22 protein-coding genes and 2 pseudogenes are annotated in these 23,073 nt (G+C 60.1%); 15 read left to right on the top strand and 9 right to left on the bottom strand.

Going from position 1 to position 23,073, the window contains the following annotated elements:
• Positions 1-209 (top strand): hypothetical protein (locus AC3WLT_RS34900; protein ID WP_492596149.1); only part of this gene is annotated, 209 nt, incomplete at its 5' end.
• Between the two features lie 22 nt (positions 210-231).
• Here AC3WLT_RS34900 and AC3WLT_RS34895 read toward each other — a convergent pair.
• The 3 genes from AC3WLT_RS34895 to AC3WLT_RS34885 all read right to left on the bottom strand — a co-directional run bounded on the left by AC3WLT_RS34895 (position 232) and on the right by AC3WLT_RS34885 (position 1,680).
• Positions 232-735, bottom strand: coding sequence for a hypothetical protein (locus AC3WLT_RS34895; protein ID WP_492596148.1), 504 nt, complete (start codon positions 733-735; stop codon positions 232-234).
• Between the two features lie 232 nt (positions 736-967).
• Positions 968-1,249 (bottom strand): hypothetical protein, encoded by a 282-nt coding sequence (locus AC3WLT_RS34890; protein ID WP_492596147.1) that lies wholly within the window; start codon positions 1,247-1,249, stop codon positions 968-970.
• Positions 1,246-1,680, bottom strand: a complete 435-nt coding sequence (locus tag AC3WLT_RS34885) for a hypothetical protein (RefSeq protein WP_492596146.1) — start codon at positions 1,678-1,680, stop codon at positions 1,246-1,248. The genes AC3WLT_RS34890 and AC3WLT_RS34885 overlap by 4 nt, the downstream gene beginning before the upstream one ends.
• 343 nt (positions 1,681-2,023) lie before the next feature.
• Between AC3WLT_RS34885 and AC3WLT_RS34880 the strand changes: the two genes are divergently transcribed.
• Positions 2,024-2,530, top strand: coding sequence for a hypothetical protein (locus AC3WLT_RS34880; protein WP_492596145.1), 507 nt, complete (start codon positions 2,024-2,026; stop codon positions 2,528-2,530).
• A 70-nt stretch (positions 2,531-2,600) separates the two neighbouring features.
• On the opposite strand, the gene AC3WLT_RS34875 is transcribed toward AC3WLT_RS34880, so the two are convergent.
• The 3 genes from AC3WLT_RS34875 to AC3WLT_RS34865 form a co-directional block, all read right to left on the bottom strand.
• Positions 2,601-2,906 (bottom strand): DUF6881 domain-containing protein, encoded by a 306-nt coding sequence (locus AC3WLT_RS34875; RefSeq protein ID WP_492596144.1) that lies wholly within the window; start codon positions 2,904-2,906, stop codon positions 2,601-2,603.
• Positions 2,907-3,122: 216 nt separating this feature from the next.
• Positions 3,123-3,911, bottom strand: a complete 789-nt coding sequence (locus AC3WLT_RS34870) for a PhzF family phenazine biosynthesis protein (RefSeq protein WP_492596143.1) — start codon at positions 3,909-3,911, stop codon at positions 3,123-3,125.
• A gap of 244 nt (positions 3,912-4,155) precedes the next feature.
• A complete protein-coding gene (locus tag AC3WLT_RS34865; protein WP_492596152.1) occupies positions 4,156-4,587 on the bottom strand; it encodes a hypothetical protein in 432 nt (143 codons plus the stop codon).
• A 470-nt stretch (positions 4,588-5,057) separates the two neighbouring features.
• Here AC3WLT_RS34865 and cqsA point away from each other — a divergent pair, with 470 nt between their 5' ends.
• Positions 5,058-6,347 (top strand): alpha-hydroxyketone-type quorum-sensing autoinducer synthase, encoded by a 1,290-nt coding sequence (gene cqsA, locus AC3WLT_RS34860; RefSeq protein WP_492596142.1) that lies wholly within the window; start codon positions 5,058-5,060, stop codon positions 6,345-6,347.
• A 19-nt stretch (positions 6,348-6,366) separates the two neighbouring features.
• Here the strand turns inward: cqsA and AC3WLT_RS34855 are convergent, their stop codons facing one another.
• Entirely contained in the window at positions 6,367-7,392 is a 1,026-nt protein-coding gene (locus AC3WLT_RS34855; protein ID WP_492596141.1) for a response regulator, read from the bottom strand.
• Between the two features lie 2 nt (positions 7,393-7,394).
• Positions 7,395-8,696 (bottom strand): sensor histidine kinase, encoded by a 1,302-nt coding sequence (locus AC3WLT_RS34850; RefSeq protein ID WP_492596151.1) that lies wholly within the window; start codon positions 8,694-8,696, stop codon positions 7,395-7,397.
• Between the two features lie 665 nt (positions 8,697-9,361).
• On the opposite strand from AC3WLT_RS34850, the gene AC3WLT_RS34845 reads away from it, so the two are divergent.
• The 12 genes and pseudogenes from AC3WLT_RS34845 to AC3WLT_RS34790 all read left to right on the top strand — a co-directional run bounded on the left by AC3WLT_RS34845 (position 9,362) and on the right by AC3WLT_RS34790 (position 21,870).
• Positions 9,362-9,904, top strand: a complete 543-nt coding sequence (locus tag AC3WLT_RS34845; RefSeq protein WP_492596140.1) for a DUF488 domain-containing protein — start codon at positions 9,362-9,364, stop codon at positions 9,902-9,904.
• A 72-nt stretch (positions 9,905-9,976) separates the two neighbouring features.
• Positions 9,977-10,210, top strand: a pseudogene (locus tag AC3WLT_RS34840) (uracil-DNA glycosylase family protein); the annotation flags it as partial.
• 146 nt (positions 10,211-10,356) lie between these two features.
• A complete protein-coding gene (locus AC3WLT_RS34835) occupies positions 10,357-10,956 on the top strand; it encodes a cytochrome b (RefSeq protein ID WP_492596139.1) in 600 nt (199 codons plus the stop codon).
• A 59-nt stretch (positions 10,957-11,015) separates the two neighbouring features.
• Positions 11,016-12,467 carry a glycosyltransferase family 2 protein gene (locus tag AC3WLT_RS34830; RefSeq protein WP_492596138.1) on the top strand — a complete coding sequence of 484 codons (1,452 nt, stop codon included), beginning with the start codon at positions 11,016-11,018 and terminating at the stop codon, positions 12,465-12,467.
• Between the two features lie 189 nt (positions 12,468-12,656).
• Positions 12,657-13,895, top strand: coding sequence for a Rieske 2Fe-2S domain-containing protein (locus AC3WLT_RS34825; RefSeq protein WP_492596137.1), 1,239 nt, complete (start codon positions 12,657-12,659; stop codon positions 13,893-13,895).
• 214 nt (positions 13,896-14,109) lie between these two features.
• On the top strand, positions 14,110-14,241 hold the full coding sequence (locus tag AC3WLT_RS34820; RefSeq protein ID WP_492596136.1) for a hypothetical protein: 132 nt from the start codon (positions 14,110-14,112) through the stop codon (positions 14,239-14,241).
• 80 nt (positions 14,242-14,321) lie between these two features.
• Entirely contained in the window at positions 14,322-14,741 is a 420-nt protein-coding gene (locus tag AC3WLT_RS34815; RefSeq protein WP_492596135.1) for a rubredoxin, read from the top strand.
• A gap of 81 nt (positions 14,742-14,822) precedes the next feature.
• Positions 14,823-15,677 (top strand): annotated as a pseudogene (locus AC3WLT_RS34810) (diaminopimelate decarboxylase family protein); the annotation flags it as partial.
• 431 nt (positions 15,678-16,108) lie between these two features.
• Entirely contained in the window at positions 16,109-16,528 is a 420-nt protein-coding gene (locus tag AC3WLT_RS34805; protein WP_492596134.1) for a DUF1801 domain-containing protein, read from the top strand.
• Positions 16,529-16,597: 69 nt separating this feature from the next.
• A complete protein-coding gene (locus tag AC3WLT_RS34800; protein WP_492596133.1) occupies positions 16,598-18,637 on the top strand; it encodes an amylo-alpha-1,6-glucosidase in 2,040 nt (679 codons plus the stop codon).
• 51 nt (positions 18,638-18,688) lie between these two features.
• On the top strand, positions 18,689-21,460 hold the full coding sequence (locus tag AC3WLT_RS34795; RefSeq protein ID WP_492596132.1) for an MGH1-like glycoside hydrolase domain-containing protein: 2,772 nt from the start codon (positions 18,689-18,691) through the stop codon (positions 21,458-21,460).
• Between the two features lie 98 nt (positions 21,461-21,558).
• Positions 21,559-21,870: a high-potential iron-sulfur protein gene (locus tag AC3WLT_RS34790; protein WP_492596131.1), complete on the top strand. Its 312-nt coding sequence runs from the start codon at positions 21,559-21,561 to the stop codon at positions 21,868-21,870.
• A 27-nt stretch (positions 21,871-21,897) separates the two neighbouring features.
• Here AC3WLT_RS34790 and AC3WLT_RS34785 read toward each other — a convergent pair whose 3' ends face one another.
• A complete protein-coding gene (locus tag AC3WLT_RS34785) occupies positions 21,898-22,248 on the bottom strand; it encodes a DOPA 4,5-dioxygenase family protein (protein WP_492596150.1) in 351 nt (116 codons plus the stop codon).
• Positions 22,249-23,073 lie beyond the last annotated feature (825 nt).

Genomic DNA, 23,073 nt, shown 5'->3' with positions numbered 1-23,073 from the left:
GACCGGAACCGGAATTCGGCCCTTGCGTTTATCGGTGCAGCTCCATGGATGACGGGCATCGAACGATGCGCTTCCGCACGAAGTCAGTTTCCGGACTCGACCCCAAGGGGACATTTGTTCTTCTACAAAGCGGCCATTCATCTGTTGCCATCGACGCTGCTGCGATGCCTGGTCAATTCGATCGCTTCCGATCCGAGTACCCGGCGTAAGTGCTCGAGTCGCGGGCGACTATCACCGTGCGAACTGGACGCGCTCCGCGTTTTCAATGTCCTCCATACATCGCTGGCCGAATGGCTGCATCAGGATGCCGCGCTTGAAGTCGGCCATAAAGGAATGACCTTCTTTTCGCGCTTGCGCATGTTCTTTCCACATGAATCCGTGGATCAGCCTGAACGGTTGCGTCCTGCAATACACGAACATTTCGAGTGGTACATCAAGTCCTGGTACCCAACCCTCGATCAACAAAATGTCCAATTTTGTGCCGTCGTTCTGAGTGATCGTCCCTTCGCGACCGGACGACCATCCGGAGCCGCCGACAGCCTGTTCTCGTGCAGATCGCGCATTTGCAACGGCTTCGTGCTGAGTCGCTGCGGGATAGGGGACCGGTGTGGGCGTCTCGTTATCCCAGTAAACAACGTACGGAACCGTTAGCTCGCCCGGTGCGAGAAGGTGCTGAACATTGATCCCGTGACTGAACGCGTACCCCATGTAGAGGGCCAAGTGCTTTTCATTCATGGCGGAATTCCGCCGTTTGATGCCGAAAACATCGCCGAATCTGATCACGTATACCCCGCATCATGCTCAATCGCCAGATTGAAAATCATCTAGCGGGCCTCCCACCGCCGCCCTGACGGGCGACGGGGTTAAAGTGAGTTTGCCAAAACCGCTTTAACCGGAAGGAGGTCAACGATTCACTGATTCAAATCGAGTGTCCGCTTCTGGCCGCACTGCGTCCCACGACCGCGCCCTAGAGCGCCTCGGCGCGCTTTCCGCCGATATGCAGGGCGATCACGCCGACCCCCATCGCGACGAGGGCGCGCGAGAACCAGATCTTGAACGCGGTCGGAAGATCGAAAACGTCGAATGCTTGAATCAGGCTGTAAAGTCCGAGGCAGATCGACGCGATGCCGAGCGCGAGAAGGGAGACGACGAGCATCTCGGGCGCCGACCGACGGCGCACATTATTCACTTCTTCTGGAGCCTTTGCTGTCGCCGATGGCTCGTGACGCCGCTTACCGACCGGCGTCATGTACTTAGCTTCCGCAGCTGCGGGCCGCGACTGATAGGCGAACCGCTCGTGTCATCCGCAAGCTTGCCGACTTGAACAAACTGTGCCATGAGGCACAGCACAAAGCAGAGAATCATGACGCACCGGACCGTCGAGAAAAATGCACTCTTCCCTGGCACGACGATGTTCACGACGGCCACCCTGTTGTGGGCGACGACACCTTGTGCGACGGTAGATCGCGAACTCGGCCCCTGCAGTGCGGCGGGAATGCCCTGGATGAAACGAGTGATGGCAAGCGCGCCGACGAATGCGCAAGCCACATGTAAATAGATCAACCAGGGTGGCTTCGGATATTCCGAACTGTCGAGTACCAGGTTCAGGCATGCCACGATACCGGCACACGCTGAACTCAAGGCGAACGCCAGCGGCCATGATTTGAATCGCAGGGTCATGAGTTTCGGCTTCAATGAAAGGACGCTCGATTTTCATATCGGCAAACAGTGGAAATTCTTTAGTGATCCGCCCGCTGCACGCGGCGCTTCCGGCCGATGCACGACGAAAGCGTCTATCTGAATGCATTGAGGAAGCGGGGCTCGCCTCTCCTTGGAAGCCTCGCGCTTCCCCCTCGAAATGCTTGACGGACTGACTCAGGGCGTGAAGCGGACCTTCAGATTTGCCGAAAGCTGCCGTTCACGTAGCTGATATGCTGCTCCAACGCATAAGATCGGTCGGGGCGAGAATTCAACACTCTGAGTCGCTGCAGCGATTCGGAGATATCTTAGAGTGAGAATCCTCTTGAAAACAATCGTAAAGCGCTTCCTGTTAGCGCTGATCGCCCTGATGGCTTGCGTTAGCGGTGGAGCTGCGTTGGCAGAAACACCATCCGACCAGTCCTTTTCTCCTGATCCAAAAATCCAAAAAATTGCGGAAGCCTACTCGCTAGACGCTGTCGACTTCTCCATGAAACAGTTTGGAATAAAACTCGACTGGTCGGACGCGAGTATTGCAAATGTCGAAAAGGCCTTGGCGCAAATGAGTTCATCCTACGTCAGCACGAGTCCCAAGCCAACGGACGAACAAGTCATGTCATTTGCGAAAGCCTACGGAAGTTACCTCGGAGAGGTGTATCGCCGCAATCATGGTGGCGAATGGGGTATGGTCACCCTTGGCGGAAGCCGATTCCCGGGTCTGCGAACCACCTCACGTTCCAGCTTCTGGCCATGGGGACGAGTATTCAATCGGATCACAAAGGGGACGGAGGACAACATCACCGACTACTACGTGGCCCTATTGAAAAGGTAGCGGACGGCGCATCCAATCAACTTGGCCTCGACGGGCCGTCCTTGACGACCCGTCGAGGCCGAACTCTGTCTTAGCCTTGAGGAATAGAAACGTGGTGTGACCACAGACTGCCGAACAACGCTGGCTCAACATAGCGAGCTTCAAACTGCGTATCCGCATTTATCTCGGCCAACGATGGTACCGGTATTGTTCCAAGCTGAGTTCCCATCACCGAGTTCTGATGGTCGGCATACCCGACGCGGCCGTCGCGAAAGATCTCGAGCTTGCGTAGTTCGTAACGCTCGCCGTCAAGCTGCGAGAGTAATCGGATCGGCTCCATTTCGAAGTCGTGTTTCCATACGACATCGATAAACACCGACTTAAATTCCTCCTCCATCGGTTCCTCCGAGTGTGATCGCCTGTTTGGTATCGTTCCGCGCCCGTCATTGTCAACGATTCATGCCACGACGTCGAACGTCCGAAACTGGCCGGTCATTGCCTGCTGACGATCGGCAGCACGCGACCCACAAGCGACAGACATCGCTCCCCGAACCGGCCATTCACCAACACTGCTGCAGTTGGAATGGCTTGTGCGCCGGCGCCGTGGGACGGGTCAGACCGCGCTCCTAGTCGCTCGCCCACCAACTTGTACCGCCCCGTCCACATAACGGGCCAAGAGCGAACACGGCCGTCCGAGCGCGTCGCCCTGCAACAGCGTAATGCTCTGTTCAAGTACTAAGGCAAGTGCGCCGGCCGCCACCCCGGTTGCGGCATCTTCTAGATGCGACTCTAAGTGATTGAAATTGCGCCCCGCATAAATATCGTCATGAAGGTGACAATATGCATATACGCCCGAAATGCCATGTTTGCGGCTCCAGTTAGAAATGGCCGTGAGATCGGGGCGCAACGCATCAAGCGCGGATTGCCCCGCCATCTGTACCAGCAGCTTTGTGCTCCCAACCGATGCGAGTCTAGGGATGCCGATCAGAGCCGTCGGTTCGACGCGAAGTAAACGGGCTGTTTCCGTGGCGTCAGTGCTCAATGCTGGACACGATTGCGGCCTCACGCCGATGAAAATGCCTTGGTCAAACCGATCGACCTCCAGACTCTGCCGATGCATGCTTGTAACGAACTGAATCCGCCCGCTGTCTGGGTAGCGCTCAAAGAAAACCGCGCTCGCTGCAAGCGTCGCATGCAGGCAAAGGGGGCTGCGCGTGTGCGGATAGTAATAATCGAGCCGCACGCCAACAGCATCGGTTTCTACAAACACCGTAGCGTTTGCATCTTGCTGCTGGGCAAACTTCAGCCGTTCCGATTCAACCAAGTGTGAGTCCTCGACTACGATCGCAGCGTTGCCGCTCTCGTCATTACGGCCGAAGCAAAGAAAGCGATGGAGGTTCATTGTTGTTCGTGCGTACGACGTTGACTATACACAGAAGGAAATCTGAGCGACGGGCCCATTTAATCGAGGATTGTCATCAATTCGGATGCTTTTGTCGAATGTCGCTTGTTGGCCGAACCCTGTCCCACGACGACGGGTTCAGCTCGACCCGCAACAGACTGAGGCGACTTGGAGACCGGCAATGGCGTGCGCGGCGAGGCGCTGTATGTCATTGCGGGCGAGCGTGTGTTGGGCGTGCGCGTAGTCAGTGGTACGTCGTCGTAGACGACTGCAGCTTCGTTAGCGCGCCGCGCTTGAATCGAAACCAGCCTTGCGAGCCTTGCATCACGACCTCATCGCCTTGCCAGAACACGCGCTTGACCGTCATGCGCGTGCCACAGCGCTGCACAAGTGGAGGACGGTGGCGAAGGTCGTACAGCACCGGGCCGGACTCGGTCTGCACGAGCGTGCGGTCAACAGTGTCATTTTCGTTGCCCATGTCATCGAAATGCGTGAGCGTGCTCGCGCCAAACCGATCGAAAATTTCCTTGTCGAGCATAGCCGCAAAATCGTGGTCGACGCGCACGAATTGCAGTTTGCCCGAGGGCGTGCCGAGCGGGCCGGACGCGTTGCTTTGCGCATGAACGCAAGTCGCGAAAGAGGCGGCTGCGAGCGCAGCGGAGAACAGTCGTCTCATGTTGCCTTTTAGGTTCAGCGGCGTCTCCGACGACGGAGCACGACTCGCAATCGTTCCTTGGGAACATTGTCGTCGATTTTGATCGACACGTCGAAGGTCTGCAACTGGCCGAACAGAGTTTGATGCGATCGGCATAGACCGACCCTCATCGGACATCGGAACATCTCCGAAGCGGCCGTTCGTGTCCGCTGCCTGAACACGGCGGAGCCATTGACCACGTGCGGAAAGGTCGGTGACTCCGGGCGTCAAGCTTCCACCATTAGGTCAATGGTTCAAATTTCAGAGACGCTCATAGGCGCCGTTGCCTGCACGCGCGAGGATTGCCTTCGCAGCACAGTTTCGTCGATCCACAGGGGTAGCGGCTGAACTGCAGGCAGATGCGTCGGTGACAGGCCGCACGGGGAAAAAACGACTGGCTCACTATGGGCCTGCTGTCCGCTACGGGCAGCAGCAAACCTTAAGGAGCCGAAATGAAAGCCGTTTTTGACCGCTTGAAAAAAAACCATACGTCACCATCGCTTCCTGCCTTTGTGGCGTCGCGCGTCGAGCAATATTACCGGGAGCGGGTGACGGATACGTGGGGAGGCGGGCACATCATGCGCGGTCGCATCCCGGGACCGGATGCGCTGCATCTGTCGAGCAACGACTATCTCGCGATCGCGCGCCACCCCGCCATCATTCGCAGTATGGGCCGAACATTGCGTTCGGACGGCAACGGACTGTTGATGTCGGGCATCTTCCTGCACGGTGATTGCCCGCAGTTGAAGTTCGAAAACCGGCTGTCGACGTTCATGCGCGCAGAGGCAGGGGTGCTATGTCAGTCCGGCTATACGGCGAATATCGGGCTGATCCAGTCGATCGCTTCGGCACGAACGCCCGTCTACGTGGACATGATGGCGCACATGTCGTTGTGGGAGGGTATCCGCAGTGCGGGCGCGATCCCGATACCGTTCAGGCACAACGACACGGCGCATCTCGAGCAGCAGATCGCGCGGTATGGGCAAGGGGTCGTGCTGGCCGACTCCGTCTACAGCACGAACGGTAGCGTATGCCCGCTTGTCACGTTCGCAGATGTGTGCGAAAGGCATGAGTGCGTGTTCGTGGTCGACGAGTCGCATTCGCTCGGCACGCACGGTCCGCGTGGAGCAGGACTTGTTGTCGAACTTGGACTTGAGTCTCGTGTCGCGTTCCGCACAGCAAGTCTTGCGAAGGCTTTTGTCGGCCGGGCCGGCTTCATCACCTGCCCAGCCAGTTTCCAGGAGTACTTCAAGTTCGAGTCGAATCCTGCGATCTTCAGTTCCACGCTGTTGCCTCATGAGATCAGTGGGCTGGACGCGACGCTGTCGGTGATCGAATGTGCCGGCCGACGGCGCACGAGACTTGCGTCGAATGCCGCCTGGCTGCGGGAGCGGTTGAGGGAGCTTGGGTATAACCTGAATGCCGGTGAGAGCCAGATCATCGCGCTCGAAGCGGGTACGGAACAGCGCACGATCGTGTTACGCGATGCATTGGAGTCACGGGGCGTTTTCGGTTCCGTGTTTTGTGCACCGGCGACGGCGCGCAATCGTGCGCTGATCCGGTTGTCGATCCACGCTGCGTTGACCGACGCCCAGATCGAAAGGATTGTGAGCGTCTGTCGTGACATTCGCGGCGAGGTTGAGCTTGACAGATGGCCCTCCACCCGGCGCCTCGGGGACCGGCTGTCGTCCCGCAGACACAGCCACGAGCAAAGTACGGCAGACAGTGCGTTAGCGGTCTGATAGCGGCATGACATGGAGTTCACATGAGTGAACTCCATGTCTTCTGTATGTCGCGGTCCAGCCACTCAAGGTAGCGGTCGTAACTCAGCACGTGGCTCAGATCAAGCCCGGGCGGGTTGGGAATCACGGCATAAACGTAAGTCTGTTGCCCTGTAAACTGTGTTGCCGGGTGCATATAGCTCTCCCACGCGATGCCGTCCGCAGGGAAGTACCCGCTGGTTTGCCAGAAGTACGGCAAACTCCCGCCGCTGTCCAGTGCATCGAAAAAGCCCACTGGTGCGCCTTGTACGCTGGCTATCTCCCGCAGACCCCGCAGCGTTTCGTTCGCGTGGACAATCAGCAGATAGGACTTGCCGGTACTGTCGAGCATGAGTAGCCCGTTTGGCGAGTATGAAAGGTAATGTTCAACAATATCGAGCGAATCAAAGAGTTCTCTTACCCGCGCGACCAGCGCTTCGTCACGCAAAAACGTATATTCCGATGTCACCAGCGTGTCGAGGATGGACTGACACCTGTTATCGAAGTAGGCATGCTGCATGTCGCGCACCGCGCGATTTAAAGCACTGATGGCCGATGCGTCCTGCTTGCGAATGAAGCGATGAATGATGCCTTCGTTGAAGCTCTCCACCGCGATGTGCTCGTTCGCCTTTCCGGTCAGCATAATCTTGCGTACAGCAGGGTCAGTAATGCGGCGGCAGAATTCAAGACCATTCAGCCCTGGCATGTCGTAATCCACGACGACAACCGATGCTGCCTGAAACCGGTCGTTGTCGAACACCTGATTGCGGACGGTGTCGACGCTCATCGCGATGACCTGCTGAGCCTCGTCCTCATCGGTTCGGTCCCGGTATGGAGCGAAGATTTGTTCCTCAGGTGCACCGGGACGAGGGCGTTCATTCACGAACCGCAGGGCTTCCCTTGACGAGCTGAAGAGCCGGAAGGCAAGGCTCGGTTCGAGTTGCAGGCACAGATTCGACAGGAATGCCGGGCTGTCGTCGACGAACGTGACCGTTGTCGGAAAATAGAATGGTTTGATCGTATCCATCATCATGGCCTGGGAAAGGTCAACACAAACTCGGTATACATGGACTCGATAGACGTACAGTCGATGGAGCCGCCCATCACGCGCATGACGTCACGACAGAATGCGAGGCCGATGCCGGTGCCGACGGAGGCGTCATCCGCTTCGGCCGACGACGTATAGAAGCGCGTGAAGATGTGGGGAAGTACATGGGACGCGATGCCGACGCCGGTATCGCGAAAGAGGAGCTGGTTCGCGCGTGGTCCAGGCGCAAGCCGGATCGAGATCAGGGCGCTGTCGACATCTGCCATTCCGCGGAACGCATTTTTTAGCAGATTGAAGAGCACATGGACCACCAGCATGCCCGAGCCTTCGAACGTGAAGTCATTGATGAGATCCGCGAGCACCCGTTGCTGCTCTCCTCCGCGAAATGGATAGCGGTTGAGCGCGGTCTCCACACATTGCCTGATCGAGCAATGTGTGACCTGTTGGGAATGCCCGTCGGTGAACCGTGCGTTCGCGAGCAGCATGTCGATAATGGTATTGGAATGAACAGCCTCCTGCTCGATGCGGGAGAGTACGCCGTCCATGGAATGAAGGTGGGCGGCGCGGATCTTGGGAACACGTAGCCCGCTGTCTTGAGCGATGCGGTACGTTTCGAGTAGCAAGGGCAGGTAGCTTCCGAGGCCCGCGGCGCCGGCGCGGATGGCGAGTAGCGGGGTACGCAGTTCGTGGGCAATGCTACCGGCGGTTGCCAGCATTGCCCGTTCCTGCTCGACCCGGATACGTTCCGTGTCATAGTTGGCGATGACGCCGATCGCTATCGCAAACGAAAAAATCGCCAGATGGACAAGATACGACGTATTCACGCTGACAGCGTCGGTTGTTGCCCAATAGGCGAGGTACGCGAGAGCAATGCCGATCAGGAAATTGAGCAGCAGCATGAGCCAGTCGAGCAGCAACACCATGACGAAAGCAGCAATCAGCGCGCTTTCGACCCAGACGGTTGAGCCATTGTTTTTCAACAGCATGAACGTGAAAAAGAACGGCAGTGAGTAAAAGATTGTCGCGTACCAGTAGTACGGCAGGAGCTTTTTCGCCCACGACGGCCAGCGGTCGGAAAATACAATGGGAATAAACAGCGCGGAGCCGACCAGCCGCAGCGGCAGGTTTTCGTAAGGCTGGGGAAAGAGATCGTTCCAGATATAGTAATAGAGCGGAAAGCCGACGATCGCAATGATCGAGAAGGGGCGCATCCGGCGGCTCACGTATTGCAGGTTTCGCAAGGCAGGCGCGAACACCTGGGCAAGGAATAGGCGGATCGGCACCAATGTGCGGGCGCCCCGCGGAGGTATTCTCGTTGCGTCCATTACTTCCAGAATAAATAAAGGATTTACCGGGTTTCTCGGGCAAGGTTCCGGCGTTGAAACTGTTGATGCTTCACGCAGCATCATCTGGATTGTGTGGCGCGCGCATTGGTGCGCCCCAATTTACCAACCTGTCGAAGTTATTTGCCACGGCCCCGGCACAAATCTTGACCTAAGGTGACGCCGATGTCACGGCAAATAATTGCCTTCAACCGCTTTGCCAACTGTTATCCGCGTACATGGTCATGTAACCAGGGGAAGAATGAGCTGGTATGTATGCGTATTGAATCAAGTGGCGGTTCGTTATCGAGGCTGGAACCACCCGATATTTTCACCGATATGTGACGCGGTTCATTCACCTCGGAACGGTTGATTTTGCAAATGGTCAAATTCGATTCGCGCCTGTTCAACCCGAATCCGTGAACAAGAGGGGTAGACATGAAAGCAATCGAAAGCATGCGTTCGTCCATGCTTATCGGCTCCCGGGCGGCCGTGTGCCTGCTGGCGGCGGGGGTTGTCGCTTCAACCCGTTCCGCGACCGGTGCAGAGTCCATCCTTCTGCCTCAGGATGCGCCGCGCACGGAGTAAACGTACAGCGTCGCCGCCAACGCCCGGGTGAACCTGCAATGACACGTCCGTTTTTCACGATCGGTCATTCCACGCATTCGCTGCGCGAGTTCATCGATTTGCTCGAAGCATCGGAGATCGAAACGCTGGTGGATGTGCGCAGCATTCCACGCTCGCGCACCAATCCGCAGTTCAATCAGGAGACATTGCCGGGCTCGCTCGCTCCCGCGCACATCGACTACCTTCACCTGAGCGAACTGGGTGGCCGCCGCAGCCATCGCAAAGGCGATGCGCCGTCGCCGAACGGTTACTGGACGCATCCCGCATTTCGCAGCTACGCCGACTACGCGATGACGGCCGCATTTCAGGAAGGCCTCGCACGCCTGCTCGACGTCGGCCACCGCCGCCGTTGCGCGATCATGTGTTCGGAAGCGGTATGGTGGCGTTGCCACCGGCGTATCATCGCCGACTATTTGCTGCTGCGCGGCGAGACCGTGCTGCACATCATGGATATGCAGCACACCAACGCCGCGACCATAACGCCGGGCGCGCAAGCGCAACCCGGCGGCACGTTGATTTATCCACCGGAAACCGAGTCCTGATCTGCTGCGTCATTGCATGACCATCAAGAAACCTGCTTCACTGAACACGCTGCTGCGCGAGATCCGCGCGTGTACGCGCAACGCTTCGGTCTCGGCGATGGGTTCGGCCCGACGTCAACCGATACGCTGCTGCGTTGGCGCGACTATGGCCCCAGCGTCATGCCGCTGCCGCATCCATCGCCGCGCAATATCGCGTGGTTCAAGCGCAATCCGTGGTTCGAGGCGGAGATGCTGCCGACTTTGCGTGAACGGGTATCCGCGGCGCTGAACGGCGCCGGCCTGACGCACCGCGTGCCGGCGAAATAATCTGAAATACGTATTTAAGCGTTTGGCGGAATAAAACGGCACACTTGAGCGTTTGCCTTATGCCGGCGGCGCAGTCAAACATGCGCCGGCATGGCCGTATTTCAAACAGCTTTCGCAGAGGCGCTTTCTTGCGGACGGAACCATTGATGAACACCCAAGCCGACACCCTGACCGATTCGTCCGGCACGCCGCTGTCGTCGCGTTACACCCGCACGGCGATGCTGCTGCACTGGCTGGTCGCGCTGCTGATGATCGGCAACGTCGTGCTTGGCCTGAGCGCGGATTCATTACCCGACGCCTGGGTGCGTCCGGTGGTCGATACCCACAAGTCGATCGGCATCACGGTGCTTGGCCTCGCACTCATGCGCATCTTGTGGCGCATCTCGCATAAGCCGCCGCCGCTGCCGCGCGATTTTCCGTCGTGGGAAAAAATGGCCGCGCACGTCGCACATTTCCTGTTGTATCTGCTGATGATCGCGTTGCCGCTGTCCGGCTGGCTGCACGATTCGGCCTGGAAAGACGCGGCGACGCATCCCATGCGGCTGTTCAACCTGTTTCCGTGGCCGCGGATCGGCTACGTGACGAGTCTCGATCCGGCGCTCAAGGAAACCCTGCACGACCGCTTCGGCGCGCTGCATACGTGGCTCGGCTACGCGCTGTATGCGTTGCTGGCGATGCATATCGGCGGCGCGTTGAAACACCAATGGATCGATCGCAAGCCGGTTCTCAAGCGCATGGTGCCGTAAGCGCCGCGGCCTATTTGCCCAGTCCTTTAACCACACTCTCGACGGACTCAGCCGTTATTTTGAAGAAAACTCTGGAACAGGCGCTCGCCCTCGCATCGCCACGCATTCTGCCGCGTCCCGCCACGCTGTCCAGCTCGCTGATTCATGTCAGCGTCGTCGTGTTGTGGCTGCTGTTGTTCGCGCGTGCGTTCTTTCTGCAAGGTGTGGTGGCATGGTCGACCGGCATTGCGTACGTGGTGTACGACACCTTGCTGCTCGCGTTCGTCACGCTGAAAACGCTGCCGCTGATGCGCCCCACGCCGCCGCTCGAACCCGACTACGACCAGCGCGATTTGCCGGGCATGGGCGTGATCGTCGCGTCGCATAACGAGGCCGCAGTGTTGCCGGTGACGCTCGCCGCGCTGTTGCGGCAGACGTATGGTCCGGCGCAAATCGTAATCGCCGACGACGGTTCCACCGACAACACCCGCGCGCTGCTCACCGAACGCTTCGGGCTGACTGCCGCAGCCGAAGGCGTGCTGAGCGCGCCGAGTTCGCTTTACCCGAATCTCTACTGGCTGCGCGTGCCGCACGCCGGCAAGGCGCGCGCACTGAACGCCGCGATCACGGTCATGACGACCGACACGGTGATGACCGTCGACGCCGACACGCTGCTCGACGACGACGCCACCTATGCGATGCGTGCCGCCTTCGCGAGCGAACCGAAGCTGGTCGCGGCGGCGGGCATTCTGACGCCGGTCTGCGGCAAGTCGGTGTCGGGCCGCGTATTCCAGTGGTTCCAGTCCTACGAGTACATGCGCAACTTCATCGCCCGTTTTGCGTGGATGCGCGCCGACAGTCTTCTGCTGATTTCCGGCGCGTTCGCGTCGTTCAGGCGTGCTGCGCTGATCGACGTGGGCGGCTTCGATCCGCAGTGTCTGGTGGAAGACTACGAACTGATTCATCGGCTGCGCCGCTATTCGGTCGATCACGGACTGAACTGGGACGTGCGCGTGGTCGGCGGCGCACACGCGCATACCGATGCGCCCGGCAATCTCCGCAGTTTTCTGCGGCAGCGCCGCCGCTGGTTCGCGGGCTTCCTGCAAACGCAGTACTGGAATCGCGACATGACCGGCAATCCGCGCTACGGCACGCTCGGCATGCTGATGCTGCCGGTCAAGGCGATCGACACGATGCAGCCGATCTACGGCTTGACCGCCTTTGCGCTGCTGCTCGCGTTTGGATTCGGCGGGCATGGCGCGATCGTCGTATCGATTTTCAGCGTGATCGGTCTGAAAACCGCGATCGATCTCGCGTTTTATCTATGGTGCATCCATCTGTACCGCCGCTGGACCGGCGAGCGCACCGGCTCGAGTTTGTGGATGGCTGTCCTCGCGGCAATCGCCGAGCCGTTCACGTTCCAGCTGGTCCGCCATGTCGGCGCACTGCTCGGTTGGCTGCATTTCCTGCGCGGCGGACGTTCGTGGGGCGTGCAACGCCGCTCCGGCCTGGTGGCGCGCGACGAAAGTTAGCGGCAGATAGCGTGCGTCGATTCACGTGCAGCGGCAGTGTCGAGCAATGACGGCAATGGGCGGCGGCGAACGGCGCCTAAGGGCAGTCAGCAGGCCCAACCCGCTGCCGGTTCGAGTAGACTGTGCGACGATGCCAACCTCTCTTCAGGGCGGCGACCTTCTTCCCGCTCCTGCACGGAGGCTCGACCTATGCATGCTGTTCCCCCGCTCGAACAAGACACCGTCGATGCGCCTGCCGATGCAACGGCAGTTCATGCAGCCGCGCACCCCCCCGCCCATGCAGCAGTGAATGCCCCGGCATCCAGCCATGCCGTCAATGATGCGCCGGAGCGCGATCTGCGCCGCGTCGGCATCCACCCCGATTACTGGTATCCGCTGGCGTGGTCGAACGAGGTGAAGCGCGGCAAGACGCATGGTGTGACGTTCGCGGGTGAGCCGATCGTGCTGGCGCGCACGGAGTCCGGGAAGGTGTTCGCGCTCGAGGACCGCTGCGCGCATCGTCAGGTGCCGTTGCATCAGGGCGTGGTGGACGGCGAATCGATTCGCTGCGGCTATCACGGCTGGACCTACGACTGCTCCGGCAAGTGCATCGACGTGCCGTATCTGGGCCGCGACCGTTTGCCGAATGGCGTGCGTTCGTATCCGTGCCGCGAAGTCGAGGGTCTGATTTTCGTGTTTCCGGGCGATGCCGCTCTGGCTGAAGAGCGTCCGTTGCCGTCTCTTGGTTCGGTGTCGGACAAGAAGTACAAGACGCGCCGTTTCGGCCGCGCGGTGCACTGCCACTATTCGTTCATGCATGAGAACCTGATGGACATGAACCATCAGTTCCTGCATCGCCGGCAAATGGGCCAGATGCGCGCGCGTTCGGTGGGTCGCCGGCGTGGCGAAGGCTGGGTTGAAGTCGACTATACGTTTGCGCGCATGGCCGGGCAGCAGCCGATCGGCGAAGCGATCGTGTTCGGCCAGAGCCGCAAGACCGGCGGCGAAGATGACAAGGACGTGATGACGATCCGCACCGGCTATCCGTATCAGACGCTGCAAATCCGCACGTCCGATCAGACGCTGGTGATGGATCTATGGATCGTTTATGTGCCGCTCGATCGCGAGCAGCGCACCAATCGCACGTTCGGTTTGCTGTCGATCCGCAAGCCGGGCATTCCGGGCCTGCTGAATCTCGCGTGGCCGCTGCTGGTGTGGTTCACCGAACGCATCTTCAAGGAAGACCGCGAGATCGTCGAAGCCGAGCAGCGCGCGCACGATAAGCAGGGCGCGGACTGGAATCATGAAGTGTTTCCTGTCATCAACGAGTTGCGTGCGTTGCTGCGCGAGAGCGGCGCGCCGGACCAGGTAGTAGGCGTCGGCACCGGCGATACGTCGGTGATCCGGTTTTGGGATTCGCGGCACGGGAACCCAGTGTCGAATACCTGATATTCGAATTTTTTTGGCGCTGCGCAGGATCGTACAATCGTCGGCGACGATGAACTGCGAGCCGCCGGGGGAATTACTCCATCTCCAACCCTTACTGAATCCAAGCCGCACGAGCAGCGATAATGGAACAAATGCACCCGGGTTTGCGCAAATCGGCATGCGCCGGTCCCCACCCCGTGTACCATTTCGCTTTTTCCGTCATCAAGAACGCCAAGTGACTGCTTCCAAATCCCCCATCGCCCAACAAATTCCCGCTTCGCGTAAATCGCTGACACTGCTGCAATTGCTGGGCCTCATCGGCGGTGCAGCTCTGATCACCGCTATCCTGCTGAACCAGCTGGTCTAATCCTTCCGCGAGCCTTCGCTGCACGCATCAATCAGACCTACGCCGGCGCTGGCCGCCGGCTTCATCGAATTCCGATTGCCATGTACAAGAAGGGTGTAGCCGTAGAAATCCAGTTTTCTCCCGAGCGGCTGAACGACGGCGCCGGCGACCCGTACTGGATCGATTTGACGCACGCAGAAGCGCAGCGTCTGTTGGAAAGCCTGCAGGCGCGTCTACTGGCTGAAAACAGCGCAGGCACCGCCGCGCCGCTGGTTGTGAGCCTCGATGAGACGCCGGCTTTGCAAGCAGCCGATGCGCCCCATGCCGCGGTAGACAATGCGGCATCGGCGGATGACTTCAAGCAGTGGGTCTGCGTGATCTGCGGCTGGGTTTACGACGAAGCCGCCGGCCTGCCCGACGAGGGCATCGCGCCCGGCACGCGCTGGGCGGATGTTCCGGCCGACTGGCGTTGCCCGTTGTGCGACGTGGGCAAGGAAGATTTCGCGTTGGTCGAGTTTTGAGATCAGCCAGCGGCGCTGGCTTAGCGCAACGGTAAACGCAGCGCTAGCCGGCGCCTTCCAGAGAAATTTGCCTTAACACTTCATCGCGTGTGGCTGCGGATCAACCCGGGTTTCGGACACGGACACAGCAACAAGACCAACACCGGCGGCGAGCATAGCAAGCACGGCATCTGGTTCGATGACGTAGCGCTCGCGCTGGAAATCGTGCGTCGTTATCGCTTGAAGCTGGTCGGGCTGCACATGCATATCGGCTCCGGCGTCGACTATGTGCATCTGTCGCGCGTGTGCGATTCGATGGTCGCGGCGGTCAAAGGTTTGGGCCACGATATCGAAGCAATTTCCGCAGGCGGTGGTTTGTCCGTGCCGTATAGCGAAGGCGAACCGCGCATCGACGTCGAACATTATTTCAGTCTTTGGGACGCGGCGCGCGAGCAGATCGAAGCGCATGTTGGGCATCGCGTGCGGCTGGAAATCGAGCCGGGGCGCTTTCTGGTTGCGGAAGCCGGCGTGCTGGTTGCCGAGGTGCATGCGTTGAACCGGCGGCCGAACCGGCATTTCGCATTGGTCGATGAGGGGTTCAATGATCTGATGCGGCCGTCGTTTTACGGCAGTCGTCATGAGATGAGCGTGGTGAAGCGCAACGGCGCGCTTAGCGAACGGCCCCATGAATTGTTCGCGGTGGGCGGGCCGTTGTGTGAAGCGGGCGACGTGTTCACGCAAGCAGCGGACGGCGTGGTTGAGAGCCGGTCTATGCCCGCGCCTGAAGTGGGCGACTTCGTCGTGTTTCACGACGCGGGCGCATACGGCGCGTCGATGTCATCGAACTACAACAGCCGGCCGCTCGCACCCGAAGTATTGCTGGAGAACGGCAAGCCGCGCCTGATCCGGCGCCGGCAGACCGTCGAGGAATTGTTGGCGCTGGAGGCGTCGGCTTGATTCACCGCGATCGCTTTGTCCGCGCGCTCTCACCGTGCGTGTGTACGAAGCGATCATCGTTGCGAACTCCTGCGCGGCGGGCGCGACCGGAATGGCCGCGCGCTATTCGGTTTGTTACGGCTGGTGCGCCATTGGGACGCGTGACTGGGACGCGGGCTTCCAGGACTGGGGTTTTGTCGGGGGCCTGAGGTTTTTTGTTTGCCTACGGCGGAGGCCTTTGAAACGATGCCTGCCCGCACCACATTGTTGGGTCAACCGCGAATAGCGATACTCACGACTGGAACGGTGCCTTCATTTTGGGGAATACTAGCGATTGCAGCGGCCAGACCGTCTACGGCCCTTTGCCGCTTGCGTCTCATTGAATAATGCAGCCGCTGCATGACTATTGTGGTCGCATGAAACGGGACCAGAATTCGAGGCATGGAGATCCAATGAATCCATCTGAACGTATTGACCATCTGATCGCAGAACTCACCGACTGGCGCGGCAAAACGTTCGCCAGCATCCGCAAGAGCATCCTCTCGGCCGACCGGGAGATCATCGAGGAATGGAAGTGGATGGGAAGCCCCGTATGGTCTCGCGACGGGATGATCGCGGTCGCCAACGCTCACAAAGGGAAGGTGAAGCTTACCTTTGCCCACGGGGCGAGCCTCCCAGATCCGGACAAGCTCTTTAACGCGGGCCTCGAAGGCAACGCGAGACGAGCGATCGATTTTTTCGAGGGCGATAAGATTAATGAGCGTGCTCTAAAAGAGCTCATCCGTGCCGCTATTGATTACAACCAGATCAAATTGAAGAAGAAAGCGCCTGCGGGTACTCGGGCGAAAGTACACAAAAGTAAAGAGACATAAAGCTATAGCTTGTTCTCGCGTGTGTCTCGTTGACGAAAAATCGGCGGCTTTGCATAGCACGGTAAATCCATGACACGCATCGACAGGCCTTTTGACATCACGCGTCTCGATGACGAATGGCTCGAAGCGGACGGCTTCGGCGGGTTCGCATCGGGCACCGTCGGCACGACGCGCACGCGCCGCTATCACGCGTTGCTGCTGACCGCCACGCGCGCCCCGGGCGGGCGCGTCGTGCTCGTCAACGGTGTCGAGGCGTGGCTCGAAGCGAACGGCAAGCGCTATCCGTTGAGCATGCAGCGCTATGTGCCGGACGTGATTTATCCGGACCTCACCGAGAGCTTGTTGGATTTCGATACACAGCCGTGGCCGACGTGGCACTTTCAACTCGATGCGCAAACGCAGTTGACGGCCGAAGTCTTCGTCAGCAAGGCGACGTGCGAAACGGTTTTGCGTTGGCGGCTGGAGGGTGGCGACGCGACCGTTCAATCGAGCGCGTTCACGTTGAAGGTGCGGCCGTTGCTTTCCGGCCGCGACTATCATGCGCTACACCATGAAAATCCCGCGTTCAACTTCAATGCGCAAACGAGCGACGAGCAAGCGCGCGTCAGTTGGCAACCCTACGGCGACTTGCCCGTCATTGACGCCGTAACGAACGGCGCCTACACGCACGCACCCGACTGGTATCGAAACTTCTGCTACGTCCGCGAGCGCGAGCGTGGTCTCGACTTCAGCGAGGATCTCGCGACCCCTGGCTTATTCAGCTTCAATCTCGCCGATGGCGAAGCGGTGATGATCCTGAGCGCATCCGCATCCGCATCCGCATCCGCATCCGCATCCGCATCCGCATCCGCATCCGCAACGGCTGCGGCTGCGGCTGCGGCGCAGACCGCAAGCACACAACCGGCCGCGGTCCGCGCCGCTGAACTCACCGCCATCGAACAACAACGCCGCGTCGCGCTGGGCTCCCGTCTCCAGCGCTCCGCCGATGCCTACATCGTCACGCGCAACGAGGGCCTTACGATCGTCGCAGGCTTTCCGTGGTTCACCGATTGGGGCCGCGACACGTTCATCGCCATGCGCGGCTTGCTGATCGCATCGGGCCGTTACGACGACGCGGCAGCGATCTTGCGCGAATGGGCCAGCACGTTATCCGAAGGCATGCTGCCGAATCGCTTCCCCGACTATGGCGACACGCCGGAATACAACTCCGTCGATGCGTCGTTGTGGTTCGTCATCGCAGTGCACGATTATCTGGCGACCCGTCACGCCACCGCCGCCACGCGCACGCGCTTGCAGCAGGCAGTAGAAGCGATCCTCACGGGCTATACGAACGGCACGCGTTTCGGGATCAAAGCGCCCTCTGACGACGGTCTTCTGAGTGCGGGCATGCCCGGCGTGCAACTGACGTGGATGGACGCGCAGGTCGGCGACTGGGTGGTCACGCCGCGCATCGGCAAACCGGTGGAAGTGCAAGCGCTATGGATCAACGCGTTGCGCATTGCAGCAATGTGGAATCCGCAATGGCGGCAGCCAGCCGAGCGAGCGTTGCAAGCGTTTCATGAACGCTTTATCGATCCATCGACGCAAGCGCTTGTCGATAACGTCGACGTCGACCACGTAAAAGGCGCTGTCGATCGTTCGATCCGGCCGAATCAGATCTTTGCGGTAGGCGGCCTGCCGTTTCCGTTACTCGACGGCGCGGCGGCGCGCGCGGTAGTCGATCAGGTCGAAGCGCAACTGCTCACGCCGCTGGGTTTGAGAACGCTCGCACCGTCCGATTCCGCCTATCGGGGTCACTACGCCGGTACTCCGTTGGAGCGCGACGGCGCCTATCATCAAGGTACGGTTTGGCCGTGGTTGCTCGGCCCGTTTGTCGAAGCGTGGCTGCGGGTTCACGCGGCCAAGCCCGATGCCCGCGCTCAAGCCAAAGCGCGCTTTCTCGACCCGCTGTACGCGCATCTCGACCACGCCGGCCTCGACCACCTCTGCGAAATCGCCGACGGCGACGCGCCGCACACACCCGCCGGCACGCCGTTTCAGGCGTGGTCGCTGGGCGAGTTGCTGCGCATCGAAAATCTGCTTGCCCGGTTGGAGCCCATCGCTGCCTAAACCGCGCTACGATGTGAGACCTGCCGCCAAGCTCGACGCAAGGACGCATTCATGCCACCGCTGCGCGCTGCCAATTTGCTCGACACTACTGAAGGTGCACGCCTGCATTCGGCCGATTGTGCCCACTGGCAACGCTGGGGGCCCTATCTCAGTGAGCGTCAGTGGGGCACGGTGCGGGAGGATTACAGCGCGAACGGCGCCGCATGGGACTACTTCCCGCACGACCATGCGCGCAGTCGCGCGTATCGCTGGGGCGAAGACGGCATCGCCGGTTTCGGCGACGACAAGCTCAGCTGGTGCGTCTCGCTCGCGCTGTGGAACCGCAAGGATCCGATCCTGAAGGAACGTCTGTTCGGTCTCACGAATGCGCAGGGCAATCACGGCGAGGACGTGAAGGAGCTGTATTTCTACCTCGACGGCACGCCCACGCATTCGTATATGCGGATGCTCTACAAGTATCCGCAAGCTGCCTTTCCCTACGACGATCTGATTCAGGAAAACGCGCGGCGCGGCGCCGATATGCCGGAGTACGAAATCCTCGATACCGGCGTGTTCGACGATGGACGCTATTTCGACGTGCAGGTCGAATACGCGAAACATGCGCCCGACGACATCCTGATGCGCGTGACGATCGAGAATCGCGCGGACCAGGCGGCGTCGCTCGACGTGCTGCCGCAGATCTGGGCGCGCAATTCGTGGTCGTGGAAGGAAAACAAGGACAAGCCTTCGCTGGTTGCGGGCGAAGACCACAACGGAGACGCGCATCTGGTCGGCCGTCAGCATGGTCATGAGCCGATCGTCGTGACGGCGTGGTCGAAGGACGCGCCACAGCTGACATGGCTTTTCTGCGAGAACGACACCAACGTCAAGCGCCTGTACAACATGGACGGCGCGGGCCCGTTCAAAGACGGCTTCAACGATTACCTCGTGCACGGCGACACGCAAGCGGTGCGCCACGATGCCGGCACCAGGGCCGCCGCGCACGCGCCGCTCGAATTCGCGCCGCACGGCCGCGCGGTGGTGTATCTGCGCTGGCGTCCGCAATCGTCCCCGGATGACGTGTTGCTCGACGCCGACGCGGTGTTCGCTCACCGCATCGCCGAGGCAGACGAATTCTATAGCGCGCTGCAGCATGAAATCGACGATCCCGATGCGCGCCTCGTGCAGCGTCAGGCGCTAGCGGGGATGTTGTGGTCCAAGCAGTACTACCAGTTCGATGTGCATCGCTGGCTCGAAGGCGATCCGCTGCAACCCAAACCGCCCGAGAGCCGCAAGCACGGCCGCAACTCGGAGTGGCAGCATCTGTGCAACGCGGACATTGTGTCGATGCCCGACAAGTGGGAATACCCGTGGTACGCGTCGTGGGACCTGGCGTTTCATGCAGCCGCGTTCGCGCTGATCGATCCGGCGTTTGCGAAGCGTCAATTGCTGCTGCTCGTGAAGGATCGCTATCAGCATCCGAACGGCCAGTTGCCCGCGTACGAATGGGCGTTCGGCGATGCGAATCCGCCGGTGCATGCATGGGCCGCGTGGCGCATCTATGAAATCGACCGCGCGCTGACCGGCAAAGCGGATCGCGACTTTCTCGAACTCGTATTTCACAAGCTGTTGCTGAATTTCTCCTGGTGGGTGAACCGTAAGGACGCCGACGACCGCAATATTTTTCAGGGCGGTTTTCTCGGCCTCGACAATGTCGGCATCTTCGACCGCTCGTCGCCGCTGCCGACCGGCGGGCACATTGACCAGGCCGACGGCACCGCGTGGATGGCCGCGTACGCGCTCGACCTGATGCGCATTGCACTCGAGCTCGCGTATGCGAACCATGTATTCGTCGATATCGGCGTGAAGTTTTTCGAGCACTTCCTGTATATCGCTCAAGCCGTCAGTTGCGACGACGGTTGCGATACCGGCCTATGGGACGGCGAGGACGAATTCTTCTATGACAAGCTGCGCCTGCCCGACGGCAGCAACATACCGATGAGGGTGCGCTCGATAGTCGGCCTGATTCCGCTGTTCGCTGTCCATGTGCTCGAAGAGCGTCTGCATGGCGGCTTGCCGTGTTTGCGCGAGCGGCTCGTCTGGTTCCTCGAGCATCGGCCCGATCTGGCGAAGCTGGTATCGCGCTGGAACGAACCCGGCAAAGGTAACAGCCTGCTGCTCTCGGTGTTGCGCGGGCATCGGATGAAAGCACTGCTGCGCCGTGCGCTCGACGAAAGCGAATTCCTCTCCGATCACGGCGTACGGGCGCTGTCGCGCGTGCATCGCGATCAACCGTTCGTGTTTAGCCACAATGGCGAGAGCTTCACTGTCAAATACCTGCCGGCCGAATCGGATTCGCGCGTGTTCGGCGGTAACTCGAACTGGCGCGGGCCGGTGTGGATGCCGGTGAACTACCTGCTGATCGAATCGTTGTACGAATTTCATCGCTACTACGGAGACGATTTTCGCGTCGAGTATCCGACCGGCTCAGGCCAGAAGTTCTCGCTGTGCGAGATTGCCGACGAACTGGCGCATCGCGCGACCACGCTGTTTCTCAAGGACAAGGACGGCGAGCGGCCGGTGATGGGCGCGTATCCGCTCTTGCAGGCCGACCCGCGTTCGCGCGATCTCGTGCTGTTCCACGAGTATTTCCACGGCGACAACGGGCGGGGCGTAGGCGCTTCGCATCAAACCGGCTGGAGCGGACTGGTCGCCTTGCTGCTGCAACCGAGAGCGATGGCCACGTCGGGCAACGTGCCGCTGCCTGGCGAACCGGAACCGGCTCCAGTTTCGGCTCCGGCACGCACGCCTGAACCTGCGCTGGCAACCGCGGCGGCGAAGTAGTTAGCGCCAGCAAACGCGTAACGGCGCTCTTTCGCGACGGTGAGTTGATGCCTCACCTGGAGCTTGCGCATCTGTTGCCATTTTTCTATCGGACCATCATGAAAACATCACGCCGAAACTTTCTGATGCTGAGTGTGGGCGTCGGCTCATCGCTGGTGCTGTCCCGCGCAGCGTTCGCCGACACAGCCGGCAAGCTCAGCGAAACCGATCCGAAGGCGCAAGCCGTCGGCTATAAAGAGGACGCTTCCAAGGTCGATAAGGCGAAATTCCCTGACTACACCGCCGGACAAACATGCGGCAACTGCTCGCTGTTCCAGGGTAAGGCGACGGACGCGTATGGCGGCTGCACGCTGTTCGGCGACAAGCAGGTCGCCGCGCGCGGCTGGTGCAGTTCGTATTCAAACATCTGATGTGAATGCGCGCCGCACGCGCGCATGTCACGTCAAGGCGTCCAGCGCCAGTTGGTGCGAATGGCCGATCCACACTGCCGCGTCGCGATGGTCGCGCAGTGCGTCGCCTGTGTTCGGGTGCAGAAAAATATCGAGCGCGCCGTGATTCAGCGTGAGCCAGCCGACAAGTTCGGCGAACTGCTCCTGGCCGAACGCAAGCTGATACGACCACATCGGATGCGGCCCGACCGGCCGCTCGTGAAAGCGCCCCAATTGCAGCTTGCCGTGCCAACGCGCGTCGATCTGCTCGCGAAAAACCCACGCGGCGTCGCGGCTGCTTGCGTCGAAATAGATGTGGGCGTGCCAACTGTCGATGGCCGAGGTGTCGCGAAAGGTCATAGCGGAGTCCAGTGCATACCAGTCTTTATCAGACATTCATTCTGCTTGAGTTTCCGTCGACGCGCGCGGCGCACGCCAGATTATCGAGCTTGAACCCAGCGTCTCAGCGGATGGGCGCACGGTGATTTTCCTGCTTTCGGCGCGCGGGGGTGAGCGGCGGGGCTGAGCGGGTTTGACGCTTCGGCGCCGTTCACCCGCATGCAGCCAAACCGTATAAGGGCGCGAGCGGCGGTGATCGCACCGTCGTTTTTTTACAGCGGTTTCTCCGCCAGTTAGCGCAGGCCATGACTTAGGTCCCCTTTGGTCCAAATCGCCGTCCTCCGGCGATTCGCCAAACTGGGCCGCCAATTCCCCTCGTTTCGCGCAATTGCTTTCGCGCTCACTCGCATAAACTGGTTTCCATGGCGCGACAAGTCATTGAGCCCATCGACGCGGTCTTCCCCCGCGTTGTTTTGAACCGTACCGTTGATGGCAGTTTGCCGCGGTTGTCGAACGCGGCAGGGCAGGAAAGCAGCAGGAAGTAGAAGCGATTGGAACGGCGCGCAGTCGATTCATATGCGCTGAAAACAGCAGGGGATTGCGGCGAGGTGCGGCAATACGAAGGACCGAGCTGCAATGCAGTAGCAATTCGAGTAGCAGTTCAGGTAGCAACAGCATTGTTAGTTAGCGGTGGGTATCGGTCGGCAAGCATCCACGCGCCTGCACGACTCTTCCATCCTGTCCGGCCCTGTTCCCTCGCGGAACAGGGTTTTTTTCGGTGCGCCGAGCATGCGCAACAGCTTGGGGGTGCAAGTCCCCTGCCCAACCTGATGGTGGTGAAGGGCT

This window comes from Paraburkholderia sp. FW306-2-2C-D06C (assembly GCF_058781505.1).
This window is presented reverse-complemented; position numbering and strand designations above follow the sequence as displayed.

Coding starts and splice junctions, on each gene's coding strand:
- AC3WLT_RS34885 (WP_492596146.1), bottom strand. CDS start 1,680: ATGACCCTGCGATTCAAATCATGGCCGCTGGCGTTCGCCTTGAGTTCA.
- AC3WLT_RS34845 (WP_492596140.1), top strand. CDS start 9,362: ATGACACGTCCGTTTTTCACGATCGGTCATTCCACGCATTCGCTGCGC.
- AC3WLT_RS34795 (WP_492596132.1), top strand. CDS start 18,689: ATGCCACCGCTGCGCGCTGCCAATTTGCTCGACACTACTGAAGGTGCA.
- AC3WLT_RS34890 (WP_492596147.1), bottom strand. CDS start 1,249: ATGACGCCGGTCGGTAAGCGGCGTCACGAGCCATCGGCGACAGCAAAG.
- AC3WLT_RS34825 (WP_492596137.1), top strand. CDS start 12,657: ATGCATGCTGTTCCCCCGCTCGAACAAGACACCGTCGATGCGCCTGCC.
- AC3WLT_RS34785 (WP_492596150.1), bottom strand. CDS start 22,248: ATGACCTTTCGCGACACCTCGGCCATCGACAGTTGGCACGCCCACATC.
- AC3WLT_RS34870 (WP_492596143.1), bottom strand. CDS start 3,911: ATGAACCTCCATCGCTTTCTTTGCTTCGGCCGTAATGACGAGAGCGGC.
- AC3WLT_RS34875 (WP_492596144.1), bottom strand. CDS start 2,906: ATGGAGGAGGAATTTAAGTCGGTGTTTATCGATGTCGTATGGAAACAC.
- AC3WLT_RS34855 (WP_492596141.1), bottom strand. CDS start 7,392: ATGGATACGATCAAACCATTCTATTTTCCGACAACGGTCACGTTCGTC.
- AC3WLT_RS34790 (WP_492596131.1), top strand. CDS start 21,559: ATGAAAACATCACGCCGAAACTTTCTGATGCTGAGTGTGGGCGTCGGC.
- AC3WLT_RS34805 (WP_492596134.1), top strand. CDS start 16,109: ATGAATCCATCTGAACGTATTGACCATCTGATCGCAGAACTCACCGAC.
- AC3WLT_RS34865 (WP_492596152.1), bottom strand. CDS start 4,587: ATGAGACGACTGTTCTCCGCTGCGCTCGCAGCCGCCTCTTTCGCGACT.
- cqsA (WP_492596142.1), top strand. CDS start 5,058: ATGAAAGCCGTTTTTGACCGCTTGAAAAAAAACCATACGTCACCATCG.
- AC3WLT_RS34815 (WP_492596135.1), top strand. CDS start 14,322: ATGTACAAGAAGGGTGTAGCCGTAGAAATCCAGTTTTCTCCCGAGCGG.
- AC3WLT_RS34835 (WP_492596139.1), top strand. CDS start 10,357: ATGAACACCCAAGCCGACACCCTGACCGATTCGTCCGGCACGCCGCTG.
- AC3WLT_RS34800 (WP_492596133.1), top strand. CDS start 16,598: ATGACACGCATCGACAGGCCTTTTGACATCACGCGTCTCGATGACGAA.
- AC3WLT_RS34895 (WP_492596148.1), bottom strand. CDS start 735: ATGAATGAAAAGCACTTGGCCCTCTACATGGGGTACGCGTTCAGTCAC.